Source organism: Pseudodonghicola xiamenensis DSM 18339, from assembly GCF_000429365.1.
In the GTDB taxonomy this organism is placed as follows: Bacteria; Pseudomonadota; Alphaproteobacteria; order Rhodobacterales; family Rhodobacteraceae; genus Pseudodonghicola; species Pseudodonghicola xiamenensis.
Genome location: NZ_AUBS01000001.1, coordinates 207,187 through 224,989, shown reverse-complemented (window position 1 = coordinate 224,989; position 17,803 = coordinate 207,187). Strand labels below are relative to the sequence as shown.

General features: G+C 62.9%; 16 protein-coding genes. 8 read left to right on the top strand and 8 right to left on the bottom strand.

The annotated features are described in order from the left end of the window. Positions 1 to 16: 16 nt before the first annotated feature. From rpsR to G455_RS23025, 6 genes are all read left to right on the top strand, one after another. The gene (gene rpsR, locus G455_RS0101080; protein ID WP_008328567.1) at positions 17 to 244 is read left to right on the top strand and encodes a 30S ribosomal protein S18; all 228 of its coding nucleotides are present in this window, start codon (positions 17 to 19) and stop codon (positions 242 to 244) included. Between the two features lie 12 nt (positions 245 to 256). Further along, a complete protein-coding gene (gene rplI, locus G455_RS0101075; protein WP_028091979.1) occupies positions 257 to 865 on the top strand; it encodes a 50S ribosomal protein L9 in 609 nt (202 codons plus the stop codon). 202 nt (positions 866 to 1,067) lie between these two features. Continuing rightward, complete coding sequence (locus tag G455_RS0101070) at positions 1,068 to 1,550, top strand: transglycosylase SLT domain-containing protein (protein ID WP_028091978.1); 483 nt, start codon at positions 1,068 to 1,070, stop codon at positions 1,548 to 1,550. Positions 1,551 to 1,755: 205 nt separating this feature from the next. Further along, complete coding sequence (locus G455_RS23030) at positions 1,756 to 2,157, top strand: helix-turn-helix domain-containing protein (RefSeq protein WP_051312085.1); 402 nt, start codon at positions 1,756 to 1,758, stop codon at positions 2,155 to 2,157. A gap of 48 nt (positions 2,158 to 2,205) precedes the next feature. Further along, complete coding sequence (locus G455_RS0101060) at positions 2,206 to 2,907, top strand: autoinducer binding domain-containing protein (protein ID WP_028091977.1); 702 nt, start codon at positions 2,206 to 2,208, stop codon at positions 2,905 to 2,907. Between the two features lie 204 nt (positions 2,908 to 3,111). Beyond that, positions 3,112 to 3,993 carry an acyl-homoserine-lactone synthase gene (locus G455_RS23025; RefSeq protein ID WP_084436951.1) on the top strand — a complete coding sequence of 294 codons (882 nt, stop codon included), beginning with the start codon at positions 3,112 to 3,114 and terminating at the stop codon, positions 3,991 to 3,993. Between the two features lie 171 nt (positions 3,994 to 4,164). Here the strand turns inward: G455_RS23025 and tig are convergent, their stop codons facing one another. The 3 genes from tig to G455_RS0101040 all read right to left on the bottom strand — a co-directional run bounded on the left by tig (position 4,165) and on the right by G455_RS0101040 (position 8,246). After that, on the bottom strand, positions 4,165 to 5,499 hold the full coding sequence (tig, locus tag G455_RS0101050; protein WP_028091976.1) for a trigger factor: 1,335 nt from the start codon (positions 5,497 to 5,499) through the stop codon (positions 4,165 to 4,167). A gap of 194 nt (positions 5,500 to 5,693) precedes the next feature. Beyond that, a complete protein-coding gene (locus tag G455_RS0101045) occupies positions 5,694 to 6,803 on the bottom strand; it encodes a porin (protein WP_028091975.1) in 1,110 nt (369 codons plus the stop codon). Between the two features lie 513 nt (positions 6,804 to 7,316). Next, positions 7,317 to 8,246 carry a LysR family transcriptional regulator gene (locus tag G455_RS0101040; protein WP_028091974.1) on the bottom strand — a complete coding sequence of 310 codons (930 nt, stop codon included), beginning with the start codon at positions 8,244 to 8,246 and terminating at the stop codon, positions 7,317 to 7,319. A 102-nt stretch (positions 8,247 to 8,348) separates the two neighbouring features. Between G455_RS0101040 and ilvD the strand changes: the two genes are divergently transcribed. Next, a complete protein-coding gene (gene ilvD / locus G455_RS0101035; RefSeq protein ID WP_028091973.1) occupies positions 8,349 to 10,199 on the top strand; it encodes a dihydroxy-acid dehydratase in 1,851 nt (616 codons plus the stop codon). Positions 10,200 to 10,279: 80 nt separating this feature from the next. Here the strand turns inward: ilvD and G455_RS0101030 are convergent, their stop codons facing one another. Further along, on the bottom strand, positions 10,280 to 11,191 hold the full coding sequence (locus G455_RS0101030) for a class I SAM-dependent DNA methyltransferase (protein WP_229861698.1): 912 nt from the start codon (positions 11,189 to 11,191) through the stop codon (positions 10,280 to 10,282). Positions 11,192 to 11,476: 285 nt separating this feature from the next. Between G455_RS0101030 and G455_RS0101025 the strand changes: the two genes are divergently transcribed. After that, positions 11,477 to 13,111 carry an acyl-CoA synthetase gene (locus G455_RS0101025; RefSeq protein ID WP_028091971.1) on the top strand — a complete coding sequence of 545 codons (1,635 nt, stop codon included), beginning with the start codon at positions 11,477 to 11,479 and terminating at the stop codon, positions 13,109 to 13,111. Positions 13,112 to 13,150: 39 nt separating this feature from the next. Here the strand turns inward: G455_RS0101025 and htpX are convergent, their stop codons facing one another. From htpX to G455_RS0101005, 4 genes are all read right to left on the bottom strand, one after another. Next, entirely contained in the window at positions 13,151 to 14,077 is a 927-nt protein-coding gene (gene htpX / locus G455_RS0101020; RefSeq protein WP_028091970.1) for a zinc metalloprotease HtpX, read from the bottom strand. A gap of 96 nt (positions 14,078 to 14,173) precedes the next feature. Next, entirely contained in the window at positions 14,174 to 15,691 is a 1,518-nt protein-coding gene (locus G455_RS0101015) for a bifunctional aminoglycoside phosphotransferase/ATP-binding protein (protein ID WP_028091969.1), read from the bottom strand. A gap of 149 nt (positions 15,692 to 15,840) precedes the next feature. Then, positions 15,841 to 16,593: an HpcH/HpaI aldolase family protein gene (locus G455_RS0101010; protein WP_028091968.1), complete on the bottom strand. Its 753-nt coding sequence runs from the start codon at positions 16,591 to 16,593 to the stop codon at positions 15,841 to 15,843. A gap of 96 nt (positions 16,594 to 16,689) precedes the next feature. Then, positions 16,690 to 17,610, bottom strand: coding sequence for a DUF6282 family protein (locus G455_RS0101005; protein ID WP_028091967.1), 921 nt, complete (start codon positions 17,608 to 17,610; stop codon positions 16,690 to 16,692). Positions 17,611 to 17,803: the final 193 nt, after the last annotated feature.

The window sequence follows — 17,803 nt, the reverse complement described above, 5'->3', positions numbered from 1 at the left end:
GAAAGGACGCTAAGACATGGCTGCAAAACCGTTTTTCCGCCGCCGCAAGGTCTGCCCCTTCTCGGGCGACAATGCACCCAAGATCGACTATAAAGACACCAAGCTGCTGCAGCGCTACATCAGCGAACGCGGCAAGATCGTGCCGTCGCGTATCACCGCCGTTTCGGCCAAGAAGCAGCGTGAACTGGCCCGCGCTATCAAGCGCGCCCGCTTCCTCGCCCTGCTGCCCTACGCCGTGAAGTAAGGAGATAGGCAGATGCAAGTTATCCTTCTGGAACGTGTGGCCAAACTGGGTCAGATGGGCGATGTGGTCGACGTCAAGTCCGGCTACGCCCGCAACTATCTGCTGCCGCAGAAAAAGGCCCTGACCGCATCGGAAGCCAATATCGCGGCTTTCGAAGTGCAAAAGGCCCAGCTCGAGGCACGCAACCTCGAGACCAAGAAAGAAGCCGAGGCTCTGGCCGAAAAGCTGGACGGTCAGCAATTCGTGGTGATTCGCTCCGCCTCCGATGGCGGCAACCTCTACGGTTCGGTCACCCCGCGCGACGCCGCTGAGGTCGCCACCGAAGCCGGTTTCACCATCGACCGCAAGCAAGTCGTCATCCCGACCCCGATCAAGGAACTGGGTCTGCATGCCGTGCATGTGACCCTGCACCCCGAAGTCGACGTCGTGATCACCGTCAACGTCGCCCGCTCGCCCGAAGAGGCCGAGCTGCAAGCGTCGGGCAAGTCGATCCAGGAACTGGCGGCCGAAGAAGAGGCGCAAGCCGAGTTCGAGATCTCGGAACTGTTCGACGATATCGGCGGCGCAGCCTCGGACGACGACGAAGCCCCCGCTCCGGCGGCGGAAGACAGCGCGTCCTGATCCGCTCCGGATCACAGGAACACCAAGGCCACGCGATCGCTCGCGTGGCCTTTTTCGTGGCCGGTTCTGGCACCGGTCACCGCACCGCGGGCATCTCATCAGGCAATCCGCCGCCCACGATACCGGCCAGATAGCGGCGCACCTTCTTGTGAACGCGGCTTTCCGCTATAATCGCGGGACGCTCATCACTCCGGATGGTCTCATGCCACACAGTCCCAGCCGCCGCCGTGCTCTTCTACTGCTTGCCTCGCCGCTTCTGGCCGCCGCCTGCGGTCCGCGCCTGCACCGCTCCAGCCGCAACGACCCCGCCGACCCGCCGCTCTATCCGAACGAAACACCCGAGCTGCGCCGGCTGATCAACAAATGGGCCGATCATTACGATGTTCCCCGCCCTCTGGTTCAGCGCGTCGTCATTCGCGAAAGCACCCACCGCCCTGAGGCGCGCAACGGTCCCTATTACGGGCTGATGCAAATCCATCCCCGGACCGCGCGCGGCATGGGCTTTCGCGGTCGCGACAGGCAGCTTCTCGATGCCGATACCAACCTGAAATATGCCGTCAAATACCTGCGCGGCGCCTGGCTGGTGTCCGACGGCAGCTATGACAGGGCCGTCAGCTGGTATGCCCGCGGCTATTATTACGAGGCCAAGCGACGCGGACTGCTGCAGGAAACCGGGCTGATCTGACGCCGCCCCCCTTCCCTGTCGTCATGCGACAGCCCCAGAACACGAGAAAGAGAACAACTCTAAGGCGATTTCAATTGTTTTAACGCTTGCCTTGCGGCAAGATAATGCGCGTCTTGCCGGCTCCTACCGGCTGAAGACGTGGGGGAAAATGTTATTTAGTGCTGCTGATCGCGCCCATGCCAATCGCAAACTGCAGGTGATAAGTATGAACAAGATTGATGTTCTCGTCGGACAGCGCATTCGCGCCCGTCGCTATGCTCTCGGCATCAGCCAGACAGAGCTGGGCGACGCCATCGGGGTAAAATTCCAGCAAATTCAGAAATATGAAACCGGCGCCAACCGGGTCAGCGCCTCCCGGCTCTGGGCGGTGGCTGAAAAGCTCGGTGTTGACGTGCTTTATTTCTTCGAAGGCATTCGCCCCGCCGAAGACGGCAGCATCGACACCGACGATGCCGTCGATCACCTGGAGTTTCTGTCCGACCACGACGCCATCCTGATGATGGAATTGTTCAGAAAATTGCCCGGGCCGCAACGAAATGCTGTTCTGAGCTTCATGCAGTCACTTGTTGTTAACCCAAAGCAGAAGAATATGGGGCTGGCCAGCTAAGCCCTCCCCCATCCGGGGCACGGGGGCCCGGAACAAGGAGTCATCGAATTGGATCTGATCGATCTGAGCGCCGTTCCCGAGGCGGAGGATAATTTCACCGCCTTCCTGGACGAGCTCTGCGACAAGCTGGAATTCGATTACGCCTCTTACGCCACGACCCATCCCATTACCGGCGATGTGCAGGGCTATGCCAATTACCCCGAGCAGTGGAAATTCCACTATATGAAACAGGGGATGCACCGCTTCGACCCAACCATCTATCAAAGCGTGCGCAGCATCGCCCCCGTGGACTGGAGCCGCTTTGCCGATGATGAGAAGTTTCGCGCCGTCTTTTATGATGCCCGCGACTTCGGCATCACCAATCGCGGCCTGACCGTCCCGGTACGCGGCCCCTATGGCGAATGCGGGCTGCTCAGCGTTACCCGCGATTGCTCAGAAACCGATTGGAAAAAGCTCAAGCGCGAGGTCATCGGTGAACTGCAGTTCGCGGCCGTTCACATGCACGACAATGTCATGCGCTCGGGCGTACTGCATTCGGCGCTGCGTCGCCCCACCCTCTCCAGCCGCGAGCTGCAGATCCTGCAGTGGACCGCTGCGGGCAAAAGCCAGCAGGACATCGGAGATATCCTGTCGATCTCTCACCGCACCGTTGAAGTGCACCTGCGATCGGGTCGAGAAAAGCTTAGCGCGCTGACCACTGCGCAGGCTGTCGGTCGTGCAATCGGCCTCGGACTGATCTATCCCGCATAAGCTGCGCGGAAACCCGCCGTCCGACCGACATCCCCAACACCTTCTTGTAAAATATGGATTTTTCCGCGTCTAGGCTGAAGCCGGGCCTCCCATCGCCATGCCTCCCCCAACCACGTAACGGCGTTTACGGGAATCCCCTAATGGAGAAATCGTCCAATATAGCTAACGATCCGTAAACACACGACTATGCGGTAGGGGAAAACCATGATTATCGTGATCGACGGCTTAAACAAACATAAGTTCCCGGACATCCTGGACGAGATGTATCGCCTAAGGGCACGGGTTTTTGAGGGACGCCTTGGGTGGGACGTTCATGTGACCGACGGCAAGGAGATCGACGAATTCGACGCGCTCGATCCCGCGCATGTGGTCTGTCTGGACGAGGATGGCGATGTCGTGGGATGCATGCGCCTTCTTCAAACCACCGGGCCACACATGCTGGCCGATGTGTTTTATCAACTTCTCGATGGCGAGCCGCCGCTGCGCAGCTCCCGGATCTGGGAAGCCACCCGGTTCTGTGTCGATACCAAGAAACTGACCGGCACGAAGAAGCGCAACTCGATCTCCTATGTCACCAGCGAGGTCATGGTTGGTGCCTTCGAATACGCGCGCGAGGCTGGTGTATTGGATGCGGTGGCGGTGATCGACCCGGTGATGAACCGGGTGATGAAACGTTCGCGCAATGCCCCATACGATTATTTGGGCACGCCGAAGCCGATGGGCGTGGTGACCGCCATGGCAGCGCTGATGGATTGTTCCGACGAGCGGATCGACGGCATCCGCGAATTCGCCGGCATCGATCACGACGTCTTCCTGACAGACGATCAGGCCCGCGCCCTGTTCGACAAGACGCACAAGCCGGCGCCGATCGACAGCACCGGAGACGACAGCCTCGGCGCGCTGCAACAATACTGCTATGAACAGGTGACCCAGGCGGACAGCCCGGAAGAAATGAACGCCGCGCTCGCCCTGGCCGAGACCCTGTCACGGAACATGGGCATCCCGCCCTCGGAAAAACTCAAGCAACTGAGCCAGGCAAGGGCCGAACGCCGCCAGGAAAGCTCGATCGCGGCACCGACTGACTGAGCCCCAGCCGACAGCTCCCCAGCGAACGGCACCTGCGATCTTCATCTGGAAAAGGGCCAGCTCTTCGGGGCGGCCCTTTTTCGTGGCGCCACGCCTCTCCTCCCGGTGGACGGTACGAAAAAGGCCGCCCCACTGGGGCGGCCCGACAGGACGGTACCCGATCCTAAATGATCAGTCGTCGCTTTCCAGCGCTTCGACGGCCTTCTCCAGATCGTCCTTGCTGACTTCCTTGTCGTCAACCTTCGCCAGCTCGCAGACATAGTCGATGACTTTGTCTTCGAAGATCGGCGCGCGCAGTTGCTGCTGCATCTGGGCGTTCTGTTGCACGAATTCAAAGAACTGACGTTCCTGACCCGGGTATTGGCGAGCCTGGTTCATGATCGCCTGCGTCATCTCGGCGTCGGTCACCTGCACTTCGGCTTTCTGGCCCAGCTCGGCCAGCAGCAGGCCCAGACGCACGCGGCGTTCGGCCAACTTCTTGTGCTCGTCAGTCGTCTCGATCGAGCCGTGATCATGGCCGTGATCGTCCGGGTGCTCTTCATGATAGAGCTGATGGGCGATCTGGCCGGCTTCCGCCTCGACCAGGCTCGGCGGCAGCTCAAAGCTGACCAGCGCGTCCAGCTTGTCCAGCAGATCACGCTTCAGAACGGCACGGGCGGCGCCGGCATATTCAGCTTCCAGGCGTTCGCGAATCTGACCTTTCAGCCCATCGAGATCTTCGGCCCCGAATTTCTTCGCCAGCTCATCGTCCAGCTCGGCCGCCGCCGGCGCCTTCACCTCTTTGATGGTGCAGGTGAACACGGCTTCCTTACCGGCCAGATGTTCGGCTTGATATTCTTCGGGGAAGGTGACGGTAACGTCTTTTTCCTCGCCGGCCTTCACACCCACGAGCTGCTCTTCGAAGCCGGGAATGAATTGGCCCGAGCCCAGGACCAGCGGGTAATCTTCGGCGGAACCGCCCTCGAATGCCTCGCCGTCGACCTTGCCGACGAAATCGAAGACGACCTGATCGCCATCCTCGGCGGCGGCGCCTTCATCACGGGCTTTGTAATCCTTGGCGGCATCGGCCAGATTGGACAGGGCCTCGTCCACCGATGCGTCATCGGCTTTGACGACCAGGCGCTCCAGGCTGATCGAAGCCAGATCGACCTCGGGGATTTCCGGCAGCTTTTCATAGGACATCTCGACGTGAACGTCGTCGCCCTCTTTCCAGTCCTCGTTGGTCATCTTGACCTCGGGCTGGACCGCGGGGCGGTCGCCGCTGTCTTCAAAGTGCTGGTTCATCGCACCGTCGATGGTTTCCTGCATGGCTTCGCCCAGAAGACGCTGGCCGAACTGCTTTTTCAGCAGCGCCATCGGAACCTTGCCTTTACGGAAGCCCTTCATCTCGATTTCCGGCTGGGCCTCGAGCAGCTTCTCGTTCACTTTCTCGTCCAGCTCCTGCGCCGTGACCATCAGCGTGTAGGCGCGCTTGAGCCCTTCGTTCAGCGTTTCGGTGACCTGCATCCTATTCCCCATAGAGTCGAAAGCGCGCGAAACCCGCGCGCACAGCAAATTTGTCGCCTTCTATGTGCCCCTGCCCCGCTGTGCAAGGCCCATTGCGGCTTTGGCGCTGAAAACCCGGGGGCGATGGCACAAACAAAACGGCCCGCCGCATGTCGCGGCGGGCCGAAAAAAGACCTTCAGGTCAGATTGCCGGATCAGAATTTCCAGCGAGCGCCGACCAGAACCAGGTTGGCGTCGTTATAGGACGTGCCGCTGTTGTCCGAAAAGCTGTAGTCACGATAGCTGGCATAGGCCTCGACGTTATAGTTGTCGAACTTCTGCACCACACCGACGCCCCAGGATTCGGATTCCGACCCGCTGGAGATCAGATCGTCGCCGCTGTAATAATCCACCGCCATCGAGGTGGTCCCGACCGAGAAGAACCGGGCTTCATAGCCGAGCTTGGCATAGTAATAGTTGCCGGTGGTGTCGCGGTCGCCATAGGTCACGGTGCCGTTCAGGCCCGATGCGTGCTTGACCGAAACCGATGCGACGGTATCGCGGATGTCGTCTGCGCTGTCACGGTCGGTCCAAGCGACGGCCAGCGAGCTTGCCAGTTCGTAGTCGCCGAACTTGTTGTTGTAGCGCACGGCGATGTCGTAATAGTCGTCATCGACGTTGGACTTCAGGATTTCGGTACCATAGGCCGCCGACAGGACGAAGCCGTTCAGCGACGGGGTGTCATACCGGATACGACCTTTGCGGCCACCGTCGAAGTTGGCGAAAGCGTCTTCCAGCTTGATGCCCGACAGCGCACCGCCGCTGGTGGTCAGCTGATAGGCGCCGGCGGCGTCGATCAGCGATTGGCTCACGACCAGAGTGGTGCCCGACAGGTCGCTACCAGCAGCGCCATCGCTGGCCATGCTACCTTGACCGGCCGACACTTTACCGAAGTCGCCGGCCAAGCTGAAATCAACATGCCGCAGCCGGGTGCGATCCCATTTCATGTCCTTCGGCTCGGTGGTCTGGTTGACCGCGGCCGAGGATTTGAGACCCAGAGCGGTTTCAAAGTGGAACTGGAACTTATAAGCGCCGAAGGGCTGGCGCACGTAGAAACCCACGCGGCTGTTCGAGTTGGTGTTGTCCGCCAGGTCGTTGTAGCTGTTCACACCGTCATCGAACGACATCCAGGTCGGGTCGAACTGACCGTAGAAGGTGAAAGTGCCGCCGGAAGCGTTCTCGTAGGTCGGGCCTGCCAGGGCCGGGCCAGCCAAACCAGCGGCCAGCGCCACGGCCGACAGGCCAGCGCGGAAATAATCGCTCATCAGTGTATCTCCTGAGTTGTGTTCCAGCGTGAGTCGCGAACGACTCGCGCTTGCGGGACAACTGAACAGATACGTTCAGTTTAGCAACAGGTCTGGCAGCAAAAAAATGGCGAGAGATGCATGAATCAAACAGCTTTCACCCTCATGCCCGTCACAGATGATCACAACGAAAAACGGACACAGATGCGCGAAGAGAACCGCGCTATACCTTGATATATATAGATTTTCAAATCTCAAAAATCAGCTATGCGCGAAACTCCGCCAGCGGCGTCCGCAACCGTTCACAAACTTTTGTTCACCACGAGATCCTCGGATGCGGGACCGCAACGTCACGCCCGAGCGCAGCGAACATCTTGATGTCTGCGGTCACTGACATCAGGTCCGCCCGCGGCCGATGACGCGACAGCTTGCCGGAGCGACCAGGCCCCGCCTTCATCCCTTCAAGGGGAAATTCAGACGCGACGCATCACGATACATCATATAATATGGTGTCCTGTCACGCCCCATGCCGGCTCAGCCCGAAGGCTCGTCTGTGGCAAGCTCGGGCAGGCTGTCGATCATCCGCAGGAAATTTCCCAGCGTCGGCGTCATATCATCGCGCCGCCAGACGATGCCCGTCTCCAACTGCGGGGCCTCGGCGGCCAGCGGCAGATACCGCACGCCGGAGCGCGCCAGGTGCCTGAGCGACGCGGGCACCAGCGCGATCCCCATGCCGGCGGACACCAGGCTGATGATGGTCTGCATCTGAATGGCATTCTGCACCACATGGGCAGAGCCGCCACAGGCAGCATAATAGCCCGTCACCAGATCGTAGAACGAGGGCGCCGCACGCCGGGGAAAGACGATCAGCGATGAGGAAATCACCGCCTCCGCCGGCAACCGCCCCGACACCGTCCGCAGCCGCCCGCTTTCGATCCAGCTTTCCGGGACTGCAGCGATCAGCGGTTCGGACACCAGCCGACGATAGGCAAAGCCTTCCGGCAACACCGCCTCCCCCTGTGGAATGATGATCCCGACCTGCCCGTGCCCTTCGCTCAGCGCCGTGACCTGCCGATCGCTGGTGGCCTCGGTCAGGGCGATTTCCACCTCAGGGTAAAGCGCCCGGAACCGCGCCACCAGCAGCGGCAGGATGCTGTAGTCCGCCGTGCTGACGAAAGACAGCTCCAAACGCCCCGCCCGCCCCAGCCGGATCCGATCTGCCGTCTCGGCCAGAGCCTCTACCCCATCCAGCGCCTGTTGCACATGTGGCAGCCAGTCCGCCCCGAAAGGTGTCAGCGCCACACTGCGGCGGGTCCGTTCGAACAACGGCGCCCCCAGCTCCCGCTCAAGCGCCTGGATCGACTGGCTCAAAGGCGGCTGCGTTATCCCCAGCCGCGCCGCCGCCCGGCCAAAATGCAGGGTCTCGGCCACGGCAACAAAATGCCTGAGCTGGCGCACATCCATGTCACTTATATCCCAACCGACCCAATTCGCGCACAATAATATATTTCACTCGCAGAAGCGAGGCGTATAGGGTGCGCCGACTCATTCAAAAGGGAGGGTTCGATGCCCAGATATCGTTCGAGAACCAGTACCCACGGCCGCAACATGGCGGGCGCCCGGGGTCTGTGGCGCGCCACCGGCATGAAGGACGGCGATTTCGGCAAGCCGATCATCGCCATCGTCAACAGCTTCACCCAATTCGTGCCCGGCCACGTCCATCTGAAGGATCTGGGCCAGCTCGTCGCGCGCGAGGTCGAAAAGGCCGGCGGCGTGGCCAAGGAATTCAACACCATCGCGGTCGATGACGGCATCGCCATGGGCCATGATGGCATGCTCTATTCACTGCCTTCGCGCGAGATCATCGCCGACAGCGTTGAATATATGGTCAACGCCCATTGCGCCGATGCGATGGTCTGCATCTCCAACTGCGACAAGATCACCCCCGGCATGCTGATGGCCGCGATGCGGCTGAACATCCCCGTCGTCTTCGTCTCGGGCGGACCGATGGAGGCCGGCAAGGTCGTCTGGGAGGGCAAGGAAACTGCGCTCGACCTGGTCGATGCCATGGTCGCCGCTGCCGACGACAGCTATTCCGACGAACAGGTCGCCGCGATCGAACAGGCCGCCTGCCCCACCTGCGGGTCGTGCTCGGGCATGTTCACCGCCAACTCGATGAACTGCCTGACCGAGGCGCTGGGTCTGTCGCTGCCGGGCAACGGCTCGACGCTCGCCACCCATGCCGACCGCGAAAAGCTGTTTGTCGAGGCCGGCCACCTGATCGTCGATCTGGCGCGGCGCTATTACGAACAGGACGACGCCAGCGTTCTGCCGCGCAACATCGCCACGGTGCCCGCCTTCAAGAACGCCATGTCGCTCGATATCGCCATGGGCGGGTCGACCAATACCGTGCTGCACCTGCTGGCCGCCGCGAATGAGGGCGAGGTCGATTTCGACATGTCCGATATCGACGCGCTCAGCCGTCAGGTTCCGGTGCTGTGCAAGGTGGCGCCTGCCAAGAACGACGTCCATATGGAAGACGTGCACCGCGCCGGCGGCATCATGTCGATCCTGGGCCAGCTTGACCACGCCGGGCTGTTGGATACCACCGTCAATTCGGTCCATGCCGAAAGCTTGGCCCATGCTCTGGATCGCTGGGACATCACCCGCACCAACTCGGACAGCGTGCATGAATTCTTCCGCGCCGCCCCCGGCGGAGTGCGGACCGAAGTCGCCTTTTCGCAATCGCGCCGGTTCGACACGCTCGATCTCGACCGCGAAAACGGCGTGATCCGCGATGCTGACCATGCCTTTTCCAAGGATGGCGGTCTGGCCGTGCTCTATGGCAATATCGCCGAGGATGGCTGCATCGTGAAAACCGCCGGTGTGGATGACTCGATCCTCACCTTCTCGGGACCTGCGCGCATCTTCGAAAGCCAGGATTCGGCGGTGAACGGCATCCTGACCGGCAAGATCAACCCGGGCGACGTGGTGCTGATCCGCTATGAAGGTCCGCGTGGCGGCCCCGGCATGCAGGAAATGCTCTATCCCACCTCCTACCTCAAGTCGAAGGGTCTGGGCAAAAGCTGTGCGCTGGTCACCGACGGGCGGTTCTCCGGCGGCTCATCGGGCCTGTCGATCGGCCACGTCTCGCCCGAGGCGGCCGAGGGCGGTGCCATCGGTCTGGTCGAGGAAGGCGATATCATCGAGATCGACATCCCCAACCGCAAGATCCATCTGGCCGTCGACGATGCGGTGCTGGCCGAGCGCCGCGCCAAGCGCGAGGAAAAGGGCTGGCAGCCCGACGAGCAGCGCAAGCGCAAGGTGTCGAGCGCGCTGCAGGCCTATGCGGCGCTGACCACCTCGGCCGCCCGCGGCGCGGTCCGCGACGTACGCCAGATCCAGGGCAAGAAATAAGGTGATGCGCCGGAGGCTCAGGCCTCCGGCGTCTTTCCCGTCGGGGGTTCTTCTTCTGTCCCCTAGTCAGGCCTTCAGCATCACGCTTTCACCCTCGGGCTATCATCGCCGCGCCCCGCCGGTCGCTTGACCGCCTGCACCACCAATCCCCAAATCGGCGCACCGCGATCTTGCCGCAGCACCCGGCGCTCCATCCGCACCTCGAACCCGGCGTAATCAAGGAGCGCCACCAGCGGCCCGGCAGCATGGGCGTACCGCCGGCTGTCCCGCAACACATAGGCGCCCAGCCCCTCATGTGCCTCGACGGTGAAGGCGAACCGCCCCCCCGGACGCAGCGCCTGCGCCACCCAGCCGACAATCCGCTCCAACGCACCGAGATAGGCGAAGACATCCGCCGCGGTGATCAGATCCCACCGCTCTTCTTCCGGGGCCAGTTCGCTCAGATCCCGTTTGTCCAGCCGGTCATAGAGCCCTTTCGTCTCCGCCTCCCGCAGCATCTCGGCCGAAATATCCCAGCCTTCCAGCCAATCGGCGCCGGCGCGCAGCTCCCGCCCCATCAGCCCGGTACCACAGCCCAGATCCAGCACCCGGCCAAAGGGGGCCACCAGCCCTGCCGCCAGCAACTGCGGCGCGCGATAGCCCAGCTTGTCGACCAGCGCACCGTCGAAGTCTGCGGCGTATTGGTCGAACAGCGTCTCGACAAAGGCCGAGGGCATGGTATCGGCCAGCGACCGATTGCGCAGCAGATCAAGCTGCAGGCTGGCCCCCAGCCGGTCGTCAGGGTCAGCCGCAAGCGCCTGTTCGAACGCATGGGCCGCCCCCGCCAGGTCGGCCTCGGCGCGGATTTCTCCCAGCCGGAACCAGCCGGCGGCCCAGCCCGGCACCAGTTCCAGGGCCTGCGCATATAGATCACAAGCGGCGACCGGATCCTCAGGCAGCAAGGCCTCGGCATAATCGGCGCGACGGTCGGCGATCAAATCGCCGGAAGACATCGAAACAGGGATCATCGAAGTCACGAAACAACACGGGACCCAACGCCCGCCACCGCCCCTTACGCGCACCGCATTCCCGGTCAAGAGTTCTGTTGCCCCCGATCCGGCGGCTCTTTGCGCATTGTCCCGTTCCCCGGGATTATCCATGCAATTCCGCGCATTGCACCGCTCGACACCACCGCAGCTTTCCACGATAGTCGGCCAGCCGGCCGAGCCGGTCGCCAGCCGTCAATCCGGCTGCGGGGACGCGAAGAACGCGAATCGGATTTCGCAAGGGGAGAGCAGATGACCGCGACACCATCCATCTACGACCAGAATCTCGACGCCTGTGCGGCGAATTACGAACGGCTCACGCCGCTGAGCTTTATCGAACGGACGGCAGCGGTCTATCCCGACCGTCTGGCGGTGGTGCACGGGCCGGTACGCCGGACCTGGGCCGAAACCTATGCCCGAACCCGGGCGCTCGGCAGTGCGCTGATGCATCGCGGCATCGGCAAGAACGACACCGTCGCGGTGATCGCCGCCAATATCCCCGAGATGTTCGAAGCCCATTTCGGCGTCCCCATGGCCGGTGCGGTGCTGAACGCGATCAACACCCGGCTCGATGCCGAGGCAATCGCCTTCATCCTCGATCATGGCGAAGCCAAGGTCGTGCTGGTCGATGCCGAATTCGCCGATGTGGTCGCCGCCGCGCTAGAGCTGTCCGAAGGCCCTGAGCGGCTGGTCGTCGATATCGAGGATCCCACCTTTGACGGCGGTCGCCGCATTGGTGCCCTGACCTATGAGGCGTTGCTGGCCGAGGGCGACCGTGATTTCCAGTGGACGCCGCCCACCGATGAATGGGACGCGATCTCGCTCAACTACACGTCGGGAACCACCGGCAATCCAAAGGGTGTTGTCTATCACCATCGCGGCGCCCATCTGAACGCGCTGGCGCAGCTGCAGTCCTGGCATATGCCGCTGCATTCGGTCTATCTCTGGACGCTGCCGATGTTCCATTGCAACGGCTGGTGCTATCCTTGGGCGATTGCCGCCAATGCCGGCACTGCCGTCTGCCTGCGCCATGTCCGCGCCGAGCCGATCTTCGAGTTGATCGCCGCTGAAACCGTGACCCATTTCTGCGGCGCCCCCATCATCCTGAACATGCTGGTGCAAAACGCCAGCCTCAAGGCCTTCGACCATCCGGTGCAGGTAATGACCGCCGGCGCCTCGCCGCCCGCTGCGGTGATCGAAGCGATGGAGGCGATGGCGATCGAGGTCACCCATGTCTACGGGCTGACCGAAGTCTATGGCCCCGCCGTGGTCTGCGCCTGGAAATCGGAATGGGACAGCCTGCCTGCCGATCAACGCGCCCGGCTGAAGGCGCGTCAGGGGGTGAAGAACGGCGCGCTTTCCGAACTGATGGTGGCCGATCCCGAAACGCTGGAGCCAGTACCCTCGGACGGCCAGACCATCGGAGAGATCTTCATGCGCGGCAACAACGTGATGCGCGGGTATCTGAAGAACCCGACCGCCACCGCCGAAGCCTTCCGCGGCGGCTGGTTCGCCTCGGGCGATCTGGGGGTCATGCATCCCGACGGCTATGTCGAACTGAAGGACCGGCTGAAAGACATCATCATCTCGGGCGGTGAGAACATCTCCTCGGTCGAAGTGGAGGATGTGCTTTACCGCCACCCGGCGGTGCTCGAGGCCGCCGTGGTTGCCCGCCCCGACGAGAAATGGGGCGAAACGCCCTGCGCCTTCGTCACCCTGAAACCGGGCCAGCAGGCTGACGCGGCGACGATCATCGCCTTCTGCCGCGAACACATGGCCCACTTCAAGGCGCCGAAAACAATCGTCTTCGGCGAATTGCCCAAGACCTCGACCGGCAAGATCCAGAAATTCGTCCTGCGCGACCGGGCGAAAGAGCTGATGGCCTGATCGGCATCCCGCCGCCCCCTCGGGCGGTGGGGCTTTCGCTCACCCCCAGGGACCGCGCGAAGATTTGTCCGAACCGCCTGCCCCCCAAGGCGCAGTGCTGCTGCGCGGCGCCGAGCGCGGTGCGGATTGGCCTGCGGCCGCGGCCATCTTTCGCAGGGCGGCGATGCGGTTGGCGGTCGCCGGGTGGGTGGCAAAGAGGTTGTCCGCCCCTGCCCCATGCAGCGGATTGATGATGAACATATGCGCGGTGGCCGGATTGCGCTCGGCCGCCATGTTGTCGATCCGGGCCGCGCCGGCCTCGATCCGCTCCAGCGCCGAGGCGAGCCACAGCGGGTTGCCGCAGATCTGCGCCCCCGCCCGGTCGGCGGCATATTCACGCGTCCGGCTGATTGCCATCTGCACCAGAGCCGCAGCCAGCGGCGCCAGGATCATCATCGCCAGCGTACCGACAATGCCCATGCGTTCGCGCGACCCGCCGAAGAACAGCGCGAAGTTCGCTAGCATCGAAATCGCCCCGGCGAAGGTCGCGGTCACCGTCATGATCGCGGTGTCATGGTTGCGGATGTGCGCCAGCTCGTGGGCGATCACGCCGGCCAACTCCTCGCGCGACAGGCTCTGCATCAAGCCGGTCGTCACCGCGACGGCGGCATTCTGCGGGTTGCGTCCGGTGGCGAAGGCGTTGGGCTGCGACTGTTCGATGATATAGACGGCCGGCATCGGAATGCCGGCGTTGCGCGCCAGCCCCGCGACCAGTTGCGCCAGCCCGCTGCGATCGGCCGAACCGACCAGCCGCGCGTTATACATCCGCAGCACCATCCGGTCGGAGTTCCACCAGGTGAAAACGTTCATCCCGCCGGCGAAGATCAGCGCGATCAGCATCCCGCCCGAGCCGCCAAGCAGATAGCCCAGCCCCATGAACAGCGCCGTCATCGCGGCCATCAGAAGTGCGGTCTTGAAATACCCCATCGGTCCTTGTCCTTCAGCCCTCCCCCCGTGGGAGGGGCGATCCCGGTCTGGATATAGGCATGGATCGCGCCCATGCAATCGCCGCAGTGCGGCAGATCACAGATGACGCTGCATCGCCGCGACCACCTGATCGACCGGCTGGCCACCGTCGACTGTCAGCCAGTCCATCGGCCCTGGATCGCGGGCAAGCTGGGCCTCGAGCACCTGCACCGTGGCATCCGAAACACCGCCCCGGCGGGCCGCTACGCGCTGCCGCAGAACCTCGGGCGCAACGTCAAGCCAGAGGCCGGTAAAGGGTACCTCCGCCTCTGCCGCCGCCAGGGCGATGGCGGCGCGCCGATCGGCCCGGTCGAAGACCGCATCGGCCAGCACCGGACAACCGCCTTGCAGCAAGCCCCCGGCCCGTGCCGCCATGCTGCCATAGACCTGATCCGAAACTTCCGCGCGATAAGCCTCGTCCGGCAGCCGGGTCTCCGGCGAGACGCCGAACAACGCCTTCCTCGCCCGATCGCTTTCGATTAGCCGTGCGCCGGGTGCCGGTCCGATCAAGGGCGCCAGTGCCTCGGCCACTGTCGACTTGCCGCTACCGCTGAGCCCGCCGATCGCCACCAGCCGCGCCGGCTGCGGCGCCAGCATTTCCATCGCCAGATCGTAATACTCCCGCGCGGTGGTGCGCGCCGCCTCTGCCTGATCCGCTGCCCCCGTCTCAGCCTGGGTGGCGATCACATGGGCCCGCACCGCCGCCCGCAACGCCATGAAGAAGGGCAACAGCGCAAAGCCCGCCTCGTCGCCACTGCGGTCGAGATAGAGGTTCACCAGAAAGTTGGCGAACCCCCTCAACCCCCGATGCCAAAGGTCCATCGCAACGAAGGCAAGATCATAGAGTACATCTGTCGTCGCCAGTTGATCGTTGAAGTCGATGCAATCGAACAGCCGCGGCTGCCCCTGCCAGAGGCAGATGTTGCGCAGATGCAGATCCCCATGACAGCGCCGGATCCGCCCCGCCTTGGCCCGCGCGTCCAGCAAATCGGCATGGGTGGCAAGCCGCTGCCGAAAGGCATCATCAAGCGCCGCCACCGCCGCCGCCGAAAACACCGCGCTTTCGCCGAACCCCGCCCGGTTGATGTCAAGCACCCCGGCGATATTGGCAGCCCCGCCCTGTCCCTGGACGATCTCGGCCCGGGCATGGGCGGCGGCGATCTCGGACGACAGGGCGCGGATCGTGCCGGCATCCAGTTCGCCCCGCTGTGCCATCCGGTCGAACAGCCTGTCCTGATCAAAGCGCATCATCTCGACCACCGCGTCAATCAGCTCTCCCGTGCCATCGAAGGCCAGGCCGTCGGGCCCCCGGGTGATCCGCCGCACGCCCAGATACAGCTCAGGCGCGGCGGGCCGGTTCAACGCGACCTCCTTCTCGCAAGCGGCGAGCCGGATCGCGGGGGTGGAGAAATCAGCATAGGGCAGATGCACCGCACGCTTGAGCTTGAAGGCACGCTCGCCCACCAGGAAGATGACCGAGATATGGGTTTGCACCACCTCGACCGGGCCCGGTGCGCCATGGCTGGCCGGATCGCTCAGAAACCCGATCACACCGCTTTGATCTTCTGTCTGCATCGCTTTCTGCGCTCCGCCCTGCCGTTTGGTGCTGTCAGTATCCCTTCTATCCGTATCAGGCGGACGACATCTTGACGACGATCAACCCCGAAACAACAAAGCCCCCGGCCAGAGCCGGAGGCTTTCATCTGTCCGACCCTGGCCTGATATCAGCCGCGGGCGGTCGCCATCAGCTGGGTCGCGGATTTGCGCAACAGAGCCTGATCCGACCCGCAAACGAAAAGCGTGATCCCCTTCGCGTGCCACGCCGGGATCTGGGCCGCATCGCCCACGAACAAACCGATGGCAACGCCAGCCTTCTTGCCCGCCGCGATGATCCTTTCGATCGCCTGGTCCAATTCAGCCGAGGGAAAGCCCACCCCCATGGATTGCGACAGATCCGCCGGCCCGATGAACATCAGGTCGATGTCCGCAATCGCCGCGATATCGTCGAGATGATCAAGTGCGCTTTCATCCTCGATCTGCACCATGACGACGCTGCCGGCATCGCAATGATCGCGATAGGCCGGAATGCTCATCCCGCCGTAATTCCCGGCGCGCGGCGATGGCGACAGCCCGCGTTTGCCGCGCGAAAAGCGTACCGCATCACAGACTTGCTCTGCTCCGGCGCGGTCAAGCACATGCGGCACCATCACCCCGGCCAGCCCCAGATCCAGCAATGGCGCGATCCAGTCGGTCTGCGCGCCCCAGCGCCGCGACAGCAACGGCAGGCCGACCGACCGCCCCGCCATTGCCATCATGTCCATCTGGCTCAGTTCGATCGGAGCATGCTCCTGGTCGATCACTGCGAAATCCAGCCCGACATGTCCCAGGATTTCAACCATATGCGGCACCGGCGTCTTGATGAAACTGCCGATCAGCAACTCTCCGGCGCGAATACGCGATCTTAGATCCCCGGTCATTTCACCTCTCCCTCACATCTGTCTGTTCTGCACTGCGAAACCGCCAGCGCCCCCCCCCTGAACCGTGGGGGATGCCATGCGGCTCATCGGCGCCGCTCACTCATCAAGCCCGAGAACGGCTGCGGAATTGGTCGCCACCATGTCGTGGATCTGCGCATCGGAATACCCGAGCGACAGACAGGTCGCGACCCCGCGCCGGAACCCTTCCAGCGGCGACAGCGTGCCCACCTGCCCCAGATCGGAACACAGGATGGTGCGCTCTGCGCCGACGAGGTCGATAAAGACCTGCAGCTCCTCGTTGCTGCGGGTGCGGAATTTCGACCCTTCCAGGAAGAAGGCCAGAGAATGTTCCACATAGGCGCCCAGATCGGCGAGTTCCTTGGTATCCTCGAGCGAGGCGCCGACGATATCCTCGGGATGGGTGAAGATCAGCCGCTCGATGCCGCGCTTGCGCGCCTCGGCAAAGACGATCTTGGTTTCCGAGACATGGATATGGCCGCTGGCCAGCGCCATCCCGGTCGCGGCGACCACATCCAGAAGATCCAGCACTTCCGGACGCAGCTTGCCGTCTTCGAACAGCGGCACCGCCGTCGCCGGACGGATTTTCTGCGTCGAGGCCGGATGCGACCAGCCCGAGCTTTTTTCCCATTCGAGGTGATTCTCGGCGGCGAGCGTCGGCAGCCAGACGATTTTCCCCTCCATCGCCGCGGTATGTTCGACCGCATAGGGGTTGATGCCGCCAACCACGTTGTTCAGCACGATCCCCGAGAACACTTGAGTGGTCAGCTCAGGGTGGTGATCCCGGATCATCCGGGCGCAGATCACGCCGGAATAATCGTGATCCTTGGTGACGACGGCGGCAAAGCCCGCGTCGGAATACACTTTGGCAAGATCGAGATGATCGATCGCGCGCGGCGCGATCGATGGCCCGCTGTGAACATGCGGATCGACACTTCCCTTCAGAATCTCGCTGATCCGCGCTGCTTCCTCGCGCTCGATCGTTTCAATGGATGTCATCTCTTACCTCCCGAGGGTCCCGACTTTCCGTCCTGTCGTCACGTTAAGCGAACCAATGTTCTGTCAGACGAAACATCTATTAGCTATTTTCCCGGCGTCGCGATGTCAAGCCGCACAGGATCAGCCCCAAACCCGCGATGGGCGGGGGAAACACGGATGCCGCTTCCCGGCACCCCGATGGGGTACAGGAGCG

What these genes read in the sequence shown, in the direction of transcription:
- G455_RS0101025 (WP_028091971.1), top strand. Translation starts at nt 11,477, where the DNA reads ATGACCGCGACACCATCCATCTACGACCAGAATCTCGACGCCTGTGCG.
- G455_RS0101015 (WP_028091969.1), bottom strand. Translation starts at nt 15,691, where the DNA reads ATGCAGACAGAAGATCAAAGCGGTGTGATCGGGTTTCTGAGCGATCCG.
- htpX (WP_028091970.1), bottom strand. Translation starts at nt 14,077, where the DNA reads ATGGGGTATTTCAAGACCGCACTTCTGATGGCCGCGATGACGGCGCTG.
- rplI (WP_028091979.1), top strand. Translation starts at nt 257, where the DNA reads ATGCAAGTTATCCTTCTGGAACGTGTGGCCAAACTGGGTCAGATGGGC.
- G455_RS0101045 (WP_028091975.1), bottom strand. Translation starts at nt 6,803, where the DNA reads ATGAGCGATTATTTCCGCGCTGGCCTGTCGGCCGTGGCGCTGGCCGCT.
- G455_RS23030 (WP_051312085.1), top strand. Translation starts at nt 1,756, where the DNA reads ATGAACAAGATTGATGTTCTCGTCGGACAGCGCATTCGCGCCCGTCGC.
- G455_RS0101010 (WP_028091968.1), bottom strand. Translation starts at nt 16,593, where the DNA reads ATGACCGGGGATCTAAGATCGCGTATTCGCGCCGGAGAGTTGCTGATC.
- G455_RS0101070 (WP_028091978.1), top strand. Translation starts at nt 1,068, where the DNA reads ATGCCACACAGTCCCAGCCGCCGCCGTGCTCTTCTACTGCTTGCCTCG.
- G455_RS23025 (WP_084436951.1), top strand. Translation starts at nt 3,112, where the DNA reads ATGATTATCGTGATCGACGGCTTAAACAAACATAAGTTCCCGGACATC.
- rpsR (WP_008328567.1), top strand. Translation starts at nt 17, where the DNA reads ATGGCTGCAAAACCGTTTTTCCGCCGCCGCAAGGTCTGCCCCTTCTCG.
- G455_RS0101005 (WP_028091967.1), bottom strand. Translation starts at nt 17,610, where the DNA reads ATGACATCCATTGAAACGATCGAGCGCGAGGAAGCAGCGCGGATCAGC.
- G455_RS0101030 (WP_229861698.1), bottom strand. Translation starts at nt 11,191, where the DNA reads ATGTCTTCCGGCGATTTGATCGCCGACCGTCGCGCCGATTATGCCGAG.
- tig (WP_028091976.1), bottom strand. Translation starts at nt 5,499, where the DNA reads ATGCAGGTCACCGAAACGCTGAACGAAGGGCTCAAGCGCGCCTACACG.
- ilvD (WP_028091973.1), top strand. Translation starts at nt 8,349, where the DNA reads ATGCCCAGATATCGTTCGAGAACCAGTACCCACGGCCGCAACATGGCG.
- G455_RS0101040 (WP_028091974.1), bottom strand. Translation starts at nt 8,246, where the DNA reads ATGGATGTGCGCCAGCTCAGGCATTTTGTTGCCGTGGCCGAGACCCTG.